Here is a 13,030-nt window from a genome sequence, read left to right on the forward strand (position 1 = left end):
GCCATGTCAGATGAAGATTTATGAACTTTTATATACAACACTAAGTTAAGTGAATCTTCTGACATGACAAAGTACTGGGCAATATATTATTACTCAGTACTTTAAATTATTCTCTTTAGAAATGTGTTGCGGAATTAAGGATATTACAAAAAACATGGCTCAAATGCATTTTTATAGAAAATTTACTGCTAACTTTACAACTAAAAAAACTGATATATATGATAAACAGAATCTTCAAAACACTGCTTGTATTTGTTGCATTGACCGCAACAGCAACATCCTATGCTTCAAGAATTGACACTCTGATGGTGAGAAGCGAGAAAATGGATAGAGAAATAGAAGTCATAGTTGTCGTACCGGAACAGGCCATAAACAATCAGAAATGTCCTGCACTATACCTGCTTCACGGATACGGAGGCGATGCAAGAACATGGCTCAACATAAAACCTGAACTTAAGGACATGGCAGACAGGGACGGTGCTTTTATTGTGTTCCCCGATGGAGAAAACAGCTGGTACTGGGACAGTCCGATAAATCCTAAAAACCAGTTTGAAACATTTGTTGCAAAAGAATTGGTAGAATATATAGATTCAAACTATAATACAATAAAGGACCGCAGCGGTAGAGCCATAACAGGATTAAGCATGGGTGGTCATGGCGGTTTATGGCTGTCTATAAGACACAAGGACACATTTGGTGCCGGTGGTGCCACAAGTGGAGGAGTCGATATACGTCCGTTCCCCAACAACTGGGAAATGAAAAAACAGTTAGGTGAAATGAACAGTAATATGGATGTCTGGAACAATCACACTGTAATAAACCAATTGGACAAGATTAAAAACGGAGATTTGGCAATAATATTCGATTGCGGTAGCGGTGATTTCTTCTTTGAAGTAAACAATAATCTACATGCAGAACTGCTGAAAAGAGGTATCGACCACGATTACATTACCAGACCGGGAGTTCACGATGGTAAATACTGGAATAACAGTATAGAATACCAGTGGCACTATTTCTGTAAATTCTTCAAAGAATACAGAAGTAAATAAAAACTGTATAATACAACAAAAAAGCGATGTTCTCCACTCCTGAGGTAACATCGCTTTTTTAATAGTTTCACAAAATTCCCATTAACACTCAATAATAACCGACTTGCGAGCTGGAACTACTATGTTCTCTCTTAAATCGATTTTCTTTCCACTTGAAATTTCTTTCCCCTCAACACTTTCATTAATCAAAGCCTTGAAATGGTTGTTCGGCAATACTTGTTCAATGTCAGTGCTGTTTAAAACAATAAGTTCTGTTTTACCATCAACAGTTCTTGAATAAACATACAAACCCTGCTGAGGCACGTGATACTTAACTGTTCTTGTTGTAGTCATAATTTAGTCTTTTTGTTAAATTTCGCGCAAATATATTCCAATATTAAAATTCGAAATCCATAGAAAATATAAAAATTACTTAATCAAACAACTTTTTGATATAAATCAAAAAAATCAGACAAGCTACACCATATGTAACTTGTCTGATTTTTTATACTATTAAGTTTTGACTTACACAAGGAATCCCAACAAAATACCTGCTGCAACAGCCGAACCGATTACTCCGGCTACGTTTGGACCCATAGCATGCATCAACAGATAGTTGCTTGGGTCATATTCCAGACCTACTACCTGCGAAATACGTGCTGAGTCAGGTACTGCTGATACTCCGGCATTACCGATAAGCGGATTAATCTTGTTGTCTTTCTTCAGGAACAAGTTGAAGAACTTAACGAACAACACACCTGAAGCAGTTGCTATGATAAATGACAAAGCACCAAGTGCAAAGATAAAGATTGAATCGCGAGTCAGGAATTCAGATGCCTGAGTAGAAGCACCTACTGTAAGTCCCAACAGGATAGTGATAGTATCAATCAGCGGACCGCGGGCTGTTTCTGCCAGACGACGTGTAACACCACTTTCCTTCAACAGGTTACCGAAGAACAACATTCCCAACAATGGAAGACCTGAAGGAACAAGAAAACAAGTAAGCAACAGACCTACTATAGGGAACATCACCTTTTCTGTATGCGAAACGGCACGAGGAACTTTCATACGGATAAGACGTTCCTTCTTAGTTGTGAGCAGACGCATGATAGGCGGCTGAATCACAGGAACGAGAGCCATGTATGAATATGCCGAAACCGCAATCGCACCCATCAGGTTAGGAGCCAGCTTGGACGAAAGGAAGATGGCTGTCGGACCGTCAGCACCACCGATAATACCGATAGCTGCTGCCTGCATAGGGTCGAAACCGAATTCAAGTGCAAGCATGTATGCTCCGAAGATACCAAACTGTGCAGCCGCACCGATAAGCATCAGTTTAGGATTTGATATCAAGGCTGAGAAGTCCGTCATGGCACCGATACCCAGGAATATAAGAGGCGGATACCATCCCGACGTTACACCCTGATACAAAATGTTAAGCACTGAGCCTTCCTCATAAAGACCTACCTTGAGGCCGGCTTCCATATTAAAAGGAATATTACCTATCAGAATACCGAAACCGATAGGAATCAGCAACATAGGTTCAAATTCCTTTGCCACTGCCAGATAGATGAAGAATATACCTACAAGAATCATTATCAGATGCTGTGGAGTAGCATTGAAGAAACCGGTATATGTCCAGAAATCTGCCAGGTTATTCTGCAAAAAACTAACAAATTCTCCCATATTATTCAACAATTATAAGGTCAGTACCTTCAAGAATAGATTCACCTTTACTTACTTTGATAGAAGTAACTTTACCGTCACGGTCGGACTTGATATCGTTTTCCATCTTCATTGCTTCAAGAACGAGCAAAGTCTGTCCACGTTTAACAGTATCACCTTCCTTGACTTTTATGTCAAGAATGACTCCAGGCAACGGAGATTTGATACCCGATTTACTTCCGGCTACAACAGGACGTGCCACTGCTGGTGGAGGAGCAGCAGGAGTAGTGGCAGCAGTACGCACTACCGGTTTGATTTTAGGTGTTGCCGATTTTTCTAATTCTACGGTATATGAAGTTCCATTAACTTCTACCTTTACATTGTTGTCTTGTATATCTCCAACAGTAACCTTGTACAAGTTACCGTTTATCTTATATTTATATTCTTTCATACGATTAAATTTTATCAAAGTTATTTCTTGTTCGGAGTTTCACGCAAAGTGTAAATCTTCGAACTCCATGGTGAGTAACTGCGTTTTACGCGGCTTATTGTAAGGATAGTTTCTTCCACATCGTGATCAGCACCCTGAGCTTCGTGCAATGCCATAGATATCGCGGCAATAACTTCTCCTGGAGCTTCACCAAGTTTCATTTCCTTAGCTTCCTTATGGTCTGTCACATTCTGTGCTTTCATAGCGTTACGATTACGCAAAGCAATTGCAGCCTTACCGACAAACTTAAAGCAAATATAAAGCAGAATCAGGCCTGTAAATACGACTGCCATAGCCGAAATCGCCATACCCACACCAACAGGATCGTGCTGTTCGAACTTATCCATTTTAGGATTACTTTCTATAGTCTTGTTGTTTGTGCTAGGTGTAACATACTTTTCGGCACTGTCATCCTTCACTTCCCATTCGTTCAAGCCATCGCTCACACGGGCATAAGAATAATTTTCTTTAAGTACACCTGCCGGAACAACAACCTGATCAAGAAGCTTCTTGCCAGAATCATAAAGTCCAATCCAGTTCTCGTTTGTTTTGCTCAAAACAAAATTTGTGTGGAAAGTACCACGACGAGGTGCACCATCCGCCCAAAACAATGTGTGCTGGCGAGGTTTCAAAAGAGTCAACACATCACCTTTTGGAATAAAATAAGCGGCAGTATCACCCGGCTGTGAGCTTACACGGAGCAAGCATCCTGCCAAATCGGCGCTGCTATACGATTTGTTGAATATTTCTATCCATCCGCTGTGCAATCCGTAATCATCCTGGAAGTTACTCTGATTATCGACAAGCACTTCATTGATGACTACCTTATTGTTAGGCTTTTGTTCCTTGCAGGACGAAAAAGCCACCAACAGCATCAAAGAAAGGAACATTCCGATATTAAGTTTTCTCATCATATTTTCAGATTTTAATTTATTACAAAGGAATATTACCGTGTTTCTTCGACGGATTAGTAAGTTTCTTGGTCTGCAACTGCTGCAATGCACGTATAATGCGGAAACGGGTATTACGAGGCTCAATCACGTCATCGATATAACCATATTTTGCAGCATTATAAGGATTAGCAAACAGTTTAGTGTATTCAGCTTCTTTTTCAGCCATAAATGCCTTAGGATCTTCAGCTTCCTTAGCTTCTTTTGCATAAAGCACTTCTACCGCACCTGCACCACCCATCACGGCAATTTCGGCAGTAGGCCATGCATAGTTCATATCACCGCGCAACTGCTTACAGCTCATCACGATGTGTGAACCACCATACGACTTACGCAATGTGATAGTAACCTTAGGCACTGTAGCCTCACCGTATGCATAAAGCAATTTAGCTCCATGAAGAATAACAGCATTGTATTCCTGGCCAGTACCAGGCAAGAATCCAGGAACGTCAACAAGCGAAACAATAGGAATATTGAAAGCGTCGCAGAAACGAACGAAACGTGCTCCCTTACGTGACGCATTGCAGTCAAGCACACCTGCAAGGAATTTAGGCTGATTGGCAACAATACCTACAGACTGTCCGTTGAAACGAGCAAAACCGATAATGATATTCTTTGCAAAATCTCTCTGAACTTCAAGGAACTCACCATTATCTACAATAGCACCGATTACTTCGTACATATCGTAAGCCTTGTTCGCGCTGTCAGGGATAATCTCGTTAAGAGAATCTTCCAGACGGTCAATTGGGTCTGTACAATCTACATATGGAGCCTCTTCAAGGTTATTCTGTGGAATATAGCTCAAAAGTTTACGGATCAATGCCAGACCTTCTTCTTCTGTAGAAGCAGTGAAATGAGTAACTCCGGAACGTGTTGAGTGTACGCTAGCACCACCAAGGTCTTCCTGTGACACATCTTCACCTGTCACTGTCTTGACAACCTTAGGACCTGTTAGGAACATATAGGATGTACCTTCCATCATAAGAGTAAAGTCAGTCAAAGCAGGAGAATAAACAGCACCGCCGGCACAAGGACCGAAAATACCGGAAATCTGAGGAATGACACCCGAAGCAAGGATATTGCGCTGGAAAATCTCGGCATAACCGGCCAAAGCGTTTATACCTTCCTGGATACGTGCACCACCCGAGTCATTAAGTCCGATACATGGAGCACCCATCTTCATGGCCATATCCATCACCTTACATATTTTCTGTGACATTGTTTCAGACAACGATCCAGCAGATACAGTGAAATCCTGTGCAAATACATATACCAATCGTCCTTCTATAGTACCGTAACCTGTAACGACACCGTCGCCAAGATAATGTTTCTTGTCCATTCCGAAGTTTGTACAACGGTGTTTTACGAACATATCCAGTTCTTCGAAGCTACCTTCGTCAAGCAACATAGAGATACGTTCACGTGCTGTATATTTACCTTTAGCATGCTGTTTTTCAATAGCCTTTTCACCACCTCCCAGACGGGCCTGAGCACGCAGTTCTATAAGCTCTTTCACTTTTTCCAATTGATTACTCATAGTTATAAGTATTTTTAAAGTTTATAATAACATTTACCGGACGAGGCTGCATAAAATAAGTGAAGAGTCGGCTTACATAATAATATGCAAACTGACTCTTCAAATATATCTATAAAACAGTTATTCCAACCATCGCCTCAACCTGTATTTTATTTTTCACAAAGTTCTGTCAAAACCCCCATTGTTGATTTCGGATGAAGAAAAGCGATATTAAGGTTTTCCGCTCCCTTACGTGGAGCCTTATCTATAAGGCGGATTCCTTTACCTTCGGCATCAGCCAAAGCATTTGCTACACCATCTTCAACGGCAAAAGCCACATGATGTACACCCATTCCTCTATTCTCAATAAATTTAGCTATTGTACTTTCAGGACCTGTCGGTTCAAGAAGCTCTATTTTTGTTTCACCACATTTCAGGAATGCAGTTCTAACTTTCTGGTCTTCTACTGTTTCGATGTTATAACATTTCAATCCCAATACATTTTCATAGTATGGCAGGGCTTCTTCGATACTGTTTACAGCAATGCCCAAATGTTCAATATGAGATATTTTCATAATGATGTTGTTTTTTTGATATTAAATTAAAGTTCATAAATTCTATAAGACAAAGAAAAGAAATTTGGATTAAAATACGAAACTTTTTCAGTAAATATTTATCCTTATTACTTTTTTATAACGTCTGAACTTTGATTTTGGAAACTTAACTTTGCAATCGACTGTTATATCAAACATATATCTTTTCCATTATCCTATTCAGCCATTTCCATTTCAGTCTGTACCACCGGCGGGTACTCAATTGCTTGCCTCCAAACCTCAATATAAAATCACGGTATCCGTATTTTTTAAAAGGAAGTCCGGCGTCAATAAACTCAAAATGACTATAACCTTTCTCCCTTGAATACAGCATAGCATTCCATACAGCCAACACACCGGGATATAAAGAAGGATAACTCTTGCGCATTCCACCGGAAAACAGCAGAAATGCCGTATCGTCAGAGAACAGACAACACGAGCCTCCAATAATCTTACCATTATATGAGACTGTAAATATTTTTCCCATCTCTCCGCATTCTTCACCAAGTTCCAATAAAGACGTAAAGAAATCTACTCCGGGAAAATATTTGAACACTTTCGAAGAATAATAGTTCTTCAGCATTCTGAAAAGTCCTTGAACCTGCTGTTTGTTTTCTGCTACTCCAATTACAGCACCGTTTTTCAAAGCCTGCTGTATCTGTCGTTTTCTTGAAGCCCCCATCCACTTATCCAAAGTTGTGTGATGAATGGAATTAATCACCCTCAAACGTTTTATAGGAAAATATCCGTTCTTCCTGAAATAACGGTATCCGAAAAGCGGTTCTGTCAAGTTTCTGAACTCTATCAGAAAGAAATTATCCTTGTTCCGGGCTGTAAAGTACGAAAGAAGTTCATCGAAAATCAGGTCATGCCTAATATCCGTATCAAAATACTCGCCAGTATCATATATAACACACTCCCTTATAAACCAAGACTTTCTGATTACACATAACAATTTACCTATAGGTCTGTCCCCATCAAAGGCCACAAGCATAAAAGGAGTATATCCGGATGTCCGTTCAAGAATCCTAAACAGGCCTACCGAATGAAAGACGTTCTTCTCAGGAAGCTGAGGCAACGTTTCAGAGTGTTCATATGTAACCAAACGTATTGCCATATATCGCAAATTTACATAAAAAGTTTCAGCCTTTAAAACGAAAATCATATATTTGTGACTATCATTTTAAATTTTCACATATGAAAAATTTCAGCGACCTCATAAAATCAAGGCGCAGTATGCGCAAATTCACTCCACAGGAACTCACTCAGGAAGAAGTAGTCACACTGCTCAAAGCAGCACTCATGTCGCCAACATCCAAACGAACCAACTGCTGGCAGTTCATCGTAGTTGACGACAAGGAAACACTTGAAAAACTTTCATACTGCAAGGAAGCAAGTTCATCGTTCATAAAAGATGCCGCATTGGCAATAGTCGTAACAGCCGATCCCATGGCGAGCGATGTATGGATTGAAGACGTATCAATAGCATCCATCATGATACAGCTGCAGGCAGAAGACCTCGGACTTGGAAGTTGCTGGGTACAGTTGCGCGAAAGATTTACGGCAAGCGGCATTCCATCAAACGAATACGTTCACGAAGTATTGGACCTGCCACTACAGCTACAGGCTCTATCCATCATCGCCATCGGACATAAAGGAATGGAAAGAAAACCTTTCGACGAGTCGCATCTACAATGGGAAAAAATACATATCAACAAATACGGAGGAAAATGACAGTGGAATATTCAGAAAAACATCCTTCAATAGTAATGATTGGAGCCGGCAACGTAGCTACACATCTTGGAAAAGCATTCCACGAAGCCGGATGCCATATAAAAATGATTTACAGCAGGACTCAGGAATCAGCCAAAGAACTGGCAGAAAGTATAGGCTGCCCCTACACTACAGATATAACATCGACAGACAGTGATGCAGACATCTACATAGTATCACTCAAAGACTCTGTACTCGAAACAATACTTCCACAGCTAGTGAAATGCAATCCCAATGCCTTGTTTGTACATACTGCCGGAAGCGTTTCCATCAATATTTGGAAAAGACTTACAGCCAGATATGGCGTGCTATATCCAATGCAGACATTCAGCAAGCAGAGAAAAGTAGATTTTAATAATGTACACTTCTTTGTAGAGGCAAACAGTAAAGAAGACACAGATTTACTCATCAAGACAGCCTCACTGTTGAGCAGCCATGTATTCGAAGCCTCATCCGAACAAAGAAAATACCTGCACATATCAGCTGTTTTCGCATGTAATTTCAGCAACCATATGTATTCCATCTGCGAACATCTTCTTTCATCCCACAGTCTGCCATTCAGCGCTATGCTGCCATTGATAGACGAGACAGCCGAAAAGGTACACCATTTATCTCCGGTATCAGCCCAGACAGGCCCCGCCCAAAGAGACGACCGCAACATCATGGACAGCCATCTTGAAATGCTTAAAGATGAACCAGGCATAGCAGAGCTATACAAACTTATAAGCAAAAGCATACACAATTATAATACGAACAAAATATGATAGACTACGACCTCACAAAAATCAAGGCACTATTCTTCGATGTTGACGGAGTTTTAAGTGGCGATACAGTACCTCTCCATCCCAACGGAGAACCTATGCGCATGATAAATATCAAAGACGGATACGCCATACAGTTCGCCGTAAAATGCGGATTACATATAGCAATAATCACCGGCGGACACACCGAAGCCGTCAGATTAAGATTTGAAGGACTCGGAGTAAAAGACGTATGCATGGGAGCTTCAGTAAAGACAAAGGAATACAACGAACTGATAAAAAAATACGACCTCAAACCAGAAGAAGTACTTTATATGGGCGACGACATACCCGACTATGAAGTACTCCGCCTCGTAGGTCTCCCTTGCTGCCCGGCTGACGCCGCACCCGACATCAAGGCTGTATGCAAGTACATATCCCATCGTGCCGGAGGTCAAGGCTGCGGCCGTGACGTGATAGAGCAAGTACTGCGTGCACAAGGAAAATGGATGTCACATGAAGAAGCATTCGGATGGTAAACTCTTGTTAGTTTGTAAGTTCCTGAGTTATTTAGTTCGATAATGATAGCGAATTCCAAACTTAAAAACTTTAAACTAAAAAACTAAAAAAACATATGTTAGACAATCTAAAGAAATACAACATTATTCTGGCATCAAACTCACCACGCCGCCGCGAACTCCTCTCCGGTTTGGGCATCAATTACGAAGTCAAACTGATAAAAGGTGTTGACGAAAGTTATCCTCCACATCTGAAAGGAAGTGAAATACCTGAATTCATATCACGCATAAAAGCTGCCGCCTACCGCCCGTTCATGGCAGAAAACGATCTTGTGATAACAGCAGACACAACAGTCTATGCCAATGGTGAAGTACTTGGCAAACCCAAAGACAGGGAAGATGCTGTAAGAATGTTGAAAATTCTGTCCGGACACACCCACCAGGTAATGACAGGAGTAAGCATCACCACACGCGAATTTCAGAAAAGCTTCTGTTCTGTATCAGATGTTACTTTCGACACACTGACAGACGAAGAAATAGACTTCTATATAGACAATTACAAACCTTACGACAAGGCAGGTGCATACGGCATACAGGAATGGATTGGTTTCATCGGAGTGTCAGGCATACATGGATCTTATTTCAATGTTATGGGGCTGCCGGTGCAGAGGCTTTATAGGGAGTTGAAGGAAATGAAAATATAAAATACCATATTATTATACACGAAACAGCAGGGAGGAGAACTATTATTTTGTAAAAAGAACTTGATATAGGAATCCCCGTAACTATTCAGCGATAGCACTGCACCCTTAATCCACGATTGAAATATACAGCAAAAAGACCTATAAAAAGACAAAATAAAGTGTCTATATTTCTTGCGTAAACGTTCTATTTTCCGCCTTGACAAGTGTCTATCTCAGATATACCTTTGCGCCGTAACCTTTAAGAACAATGATTATGGCGAAAGAAAAAGTAAACTATCAGGAGGTATATGACCTCTACCAGTTATGCAGCGAGACCAAGGATCTTCGCGAGTTCTGTGCAGATTATGGAGTAAATTACGACAAGTTCATGAACTGGCAGCGTCATCAGCTGTGGAGCGAGAAGTTAGGCAAGACAGTTCAGGTTGATCAGCCCAAGGTTGCTAAAGTTCAGATAACCGGCAAACCTTGTAACAGTCCAACTGTGAAGATGGAAGTGAAACAACCGGAAGGCGAAGCGCCGATAAGATGGGTGAAGTTGCAGCTGACATCAGGCGCTACACTATTCCTGAGAAATACCACCGTTCTTGATTTGAGCATATTGCTTAATAAAATGATAGGATGATATGCTGGGACTGAGTGCTAACCTGAACTATTACCTGTTTAACGGTAATGTTGATTTGCGGAAAGGAATCTTCCGCCTGTGTGAGAGTATAAGGGAAGAGATGTCACTTGACCCTAGCGATACATCCAATGTATATATGTTTATGTCAAGAAACCGTACGGTCGTAAAGATCCTTCATTACGAACGCGGCTTTTATGTGCTTTACGAGAAACGTCCGGTCATGGGAAAGTTCAAGAAACCTGTGTTTGACGAAGTCTCCAGATGCTACCGTATACAGTGGTCGGACATGGCCTATCTGACAGAAAGCATCGTAGTCGACAGGATGTATGTAACACCTGAAGAATGAACAATAAAGTGTTGATTTTCAAGGGAATAATGTAAAAATAATTGCTTAAAAGTTTGCGTAAGTGCCTGATTTTTAGTACCTTTGAGGTATGATAGATGAAAGAGCATACGAGTTACTTTGCTGCCAGCTTGGTCTGGCAAACGAAGAAAAGGCAGGGCTTCGCAAACAGAATAAAGAACTGATTGCGAGGCTTGAGTCTATTGATAAAGAACATAAAGAGGACTCAAAGGCTCTGAAGGATACTATCAACGATCTCAAGAATACCATCGATGGGCTTAATAATACCATCGAAAGGCAATCAGCTACAGTTGAACAATACAGGAAAGAACTGGAACAGATGAGAAAGCAACTTGAAGCAAAAGACCAAGTGAACAGATTGCCGGCAAACGAGGTTTCTAATATCAGACTGCAGCTTGATGACAGCCGAAAGCACCGCTTCGGCCGTACTTCCGAACAAAGAAGACTGCTGAACAATCGTAACATCGACAAGTATGCTCTGGAGAAATCAGAGTATGACGGCTCTGGCAAGAAGAAGGATGATGAAAACCACGGGAACGATGAAGGCGGCAATACACCTTCCGGCAGCAGTAATCCAACTTCAGGAACTAAAACCACACGCAGTAAAGAGACTGCCCCACGTGCAGAAAAGACAAGACTGAAAGTAAACAAAGTTGTTGTACATGAAATAGAAGACTATTATCAGCTTCCTGAAGGTGCAAGGTTTATGAACCGTAACGGTATGCCTGATGTGTGTGAATACAGGGTGATAGAACATATAAAGGCTCATAACGTGGAGCATGTTTATAAGGTGGCAAGGGTAAAGCTTGCCGATGGCAGCTTCGAGAATACGATGGAACATCCGCTGAAGAACCTTGGCGGTATCTTATCACCGGAATTGCTTGCACGTCTGCTCTGTCTGAAATATGACTTCAGCATGCCTGAGAACCGGCAGATAAGACTTCTTGCAAGAGAAGGCCTCCAAATAAGCAACACCACACTGAACACCTATCTCCATAACGGTATAGCAAAACTCAGAGAGTATCTGGAGGAAGTTTTCAAGAAGATTGTACAGCAGGCCAAATATCTGATGGTGGACGAGACTACTGAGCTTGTAGGGGTGGAAACCGAAGAAGGTAAGGTCTGCAGAAAGAAATACCTCTGGACTTTCTTTGCAAAGAATATCAAGATGGTGTATTACCATTATAACAACGGCAGCAGGGCGTCAGATGTGGTAAAAGCCTTTCTGGAGTCTTTCGATGGAAGCATGTCCACTGACGGTTATACGGTTTACAAGATGTATGACGGTGCTGATTCCAAGGTTCTACATATAGGCTGCTGGACACATGACCGCAGGCTGTGGGTGGATGCACTCGCTTCAGACATAAGAGCGATGCTGGTAATAGACGAAATAGGAAGTCTGTTCAAGATTAACGATACAATCAGCAAAATGAACCTAAGCCCTTCGGGCGTATGCGAGAAGAGAAAGAAACTCTTGTGGCCTATTATGGAACGTATACGCCGTCTGGCACTTACGATGCAGCAGGATGTTCATATCATGGCAAACGACCTGATGAAAAGAGCGATAAACTACACATTGAATCAATGGAATTCTCTGGTGAATGTACTCAAGGACGGTACGGCTGAAATATCGAACAACCTCTGCGAGCAGAGGATGAAACCGGTAAAGCTGTTGCTTAAGAACTGTATGAACATAGGCAGTGAGGCTGCCGCGGAGAATACGGCATTCATCTTCTCGCTGATAGAGAGTTGCAAGCTTAACAAACTCGATCCTCAGGATTACCTGAAACACTTATTTGAGTGTATTCTTCATGGTAAGGACTGCGATAAGAAAGCACTTCTGCCATGTTACTATAAACAATAATGTTAAATCTAAATTTTTTCCTAATAACATTTTTTCTTTATCGACTGTTTTACAGCCGATAAAGTCGGTGTGGCGGAAAATAGAACGTTTACCGATAAGGTGGGCGAAGTTACAACTGGCGTCTGGTGCAACACTGTTTCTGAGAAACACCACCGTTCTTGATTTAAGCCTGTTGCTTAATAAAATGATAGGATGATATGCTT

15 protein-coding genes are annotated in these 13,030 nt (G+C 41.2%); 8 read left to right on the forward strand and 7 right to left on the reverse strand.

All coding sequences use genetic code 11. The annotated features are described in order from the left end of the window. The first annotated feature begins 218 nt into the window (after positions 1 to 218). Positions 219 to 1,049, forward strand: coding sequence for an alpha/beta hydrolase-fold protein (locus tag QZ379_RS09860; protein WP_291563844.1), 831 nt, complete (start codon positions 219 to 221; stop codon positions 1,047 to 1,049). A gap of 81 nt (positions 1,050 to 1,130) precedes the next feature. On the opposite strand, the gene QZ379_RS09865 is transcribed toward QZ379_RS09860, so the two are convergent. The 7 genes from QZ379_RS09865 to QZ379_RS09895 all read right to left on the reverse strand — a co-directional run bounded on the left by QZ379_RS09865 (position 1,131) and on the right by QZ379_RS09895 (position 7,359). Next, positions 1,131 to 1,382 (reverse strand): cyclomaltodextrinase C-terminal domain-containing protein, encoded by a 252-nt coding sequence (locus QZ379_RS09865; RefSeq protein ID WP_291563848.1) that lies wholly within the window; start codon positions 1,380 to 1,382, stop codon positions 1,131 to 1,133. A gap of 171 nt (positions 1,383 to 1,553) precedes the next feature. Then, positions 1,554 to 2,714: a sodium ion-translocating decarboxylase subunit beta gene (locus tag QZ379_RS09870; RefSeq protein WP_291563851.1), complete on the reverse strand. Its 1,161-nt coding sequence runs from the start codon at positions 2,712 to 2,714 to the stop codon at positions 1,554 to 1,556. Between the two features lies 1 nt (position 2,715). Then, the gene (locus QZ379_RS09875) at positions 2,716 to 3,144 is read right to left on the reverse strand and encodes a biotin/lipoyl-containing protein (RefSeq protein ID WP_291563853.1); all 429 of its coding nucleotides are present in this window, start codon (positions 3,142 to 3,144) and stop codon (positions 2,716 to 2,718) included. 20 nt (positions 3,145 to 3,164) lie between these two features. Further along, positions 3,165 to 4,094 (reverse strand): OadG family transporter subunit, encoded by a 930-nt coding sequence (locus tag QZ379_RS09880; protein WP_291563881.1) that lies wholly within the window; start codon positions 4,092 to 4,094, stop codon positions 3,165 to 3,167. Between the two features lie 22 nt (positions 4,095 to 4,116). Continuing rightward, a complete protein-coding gene (locus QZ379_RS09885; protein ID WP_154044645.1) occupies positions 4,117 to 5,670 on the reverse strand; it encodes an acyl-CoA carboxylase subunit beta in 1,554 nt (517 codons plus the stop codon). A gap of 149 nt (positions 5,671 to 5,819) precedes the next feature. Next, entirely contained in the window at positions 5,820 to 6,224 is a 405-nt protein-coding gene (gene mce / locus QZ379_RS09890) for a methylmalonyl-CoA epimerase (RefSeq protein WP_154044646.1), read from the reverse strand. 169 nt (positions 6,225 to 6,393) lie between these two features. Continuing rightward, a complete protein-coding gene (locus QZ379_RS09895) occupies positions 6,394 to 7,359 on the reverse strand; it encodes a GNAT family N-acetyltransferase (RefSeq protein ID WP_291563862.1) in 966 nt (321 codons plus the stop codon). A gap of 80 nt (positions 7,360 to 7,439) precedes the next feature. On the opposite strand from QZ379_RS09895, the gene QZ379_RS09900 reads away from it, so the two are divergent. The 7 genes from QZ379_RS09900 (at position 7,440) to QZ379_RS09930 (ending at position 12,827) form a co-directional block, all read left to right on the forward strand. Continuing rightward, complete coding sequence (locus tag QZ379_RS09900) at positions 7,440 to 7,976, forward strand: nitroreductase family protein (protein ID WP_291563865.1); 537 nt, start codon at positions 7,440 to 7,442, stop codon at positions 7,974 to 7,976. After that, a complete protein-coding gene (locus tag QZ379_RS09905) occupies positions 7,973 to 8,779 on the forward strand; it encodes a DUF2520 domain-containing protein (RefSeq protein WP_291563868.1) in 807 nt (268 codons plus the stop codon). The genes QZ379_RS09900 and QZ379_RS09905 overlap by 4 nt, the downstream gene beginning before the upstream one ends. Next, positions 8,776 to 9,294: an HAD family hydrolase gene (locus QZ379_RS09910; protein ID WP_291563871.1), complete on the forward strand. Its 519-nt coding sequence runs from the start codon at positions 8,776 to 8,778 to the stop codon at positions 9,292 to 9,294. Before QZ379_RS09905 ends, QZ379_RS09910 begins: the two co-directional genes overlap by 4 nt. A gap of 95 nt (positions 9,295 to 9,389) precedes the next feature. Beyond that, the gene (locus tag QZ379_RS09915) at positions 9,390 to 9,977 is read left to right on the forward strand and encodes a Maf-like protein (protein ID WP_291563874.1); all 588 of its coding nucleotides are present in this window, start codon (positions 9,390 to 9,392) and stop codon (positions 9,975 to 9,977) included. Between the two features lie 253 nt (positions 9,978 to 10,230). After that, the gene (locus QZ379_RS09920; protein WP_291563875.1) at positions 10,231 to 10,599 is read left to right on the forward strand and encodes a hypothetical protein; all 369 of its coding nucleotides are present in this window, start codon (positions 10,231 to 10,233) and stop codon (positions 10,597 to 10,599) included. Position 10,600: 1 nt separating this feature from the next. Next, positions 10,601 to 10,945, forward strand: coding sequence for an IS66 family insertion sequence element accessory protein TnpB (gene tnpB / locus QZ379_RS09925; RefSeq protein WP_291563877.1), 345 nt, complete (start codon positions 10,601 to 10,603; stop codon positions 10,943 to 10,945). An 88-nt stretch (positions 10,946 to 11,033) separates the two neighbouring features. Further along, positions 11,034 to 12,827 (forward strand): IS66 family transposase, encoded by a 1,794-nt coding sequence (locus tag QZ379_RS09930; protein WP_291563879.1) that lies wholly within the window; start codon positions 11,034 to 11,036, stop codon positions 12,825 to 12,827. Positions 12,828 to 13,030 lie beyond the last annotated feature (203 nt).

This window comes from Bacteroides sp. (assembly GCF_019417265.1).
Classification (GTDB): Bacteria; Bacteroidota; Bacteroidia; order Bacteroidales; family Bacteroidaceae; genus Phocaeicola.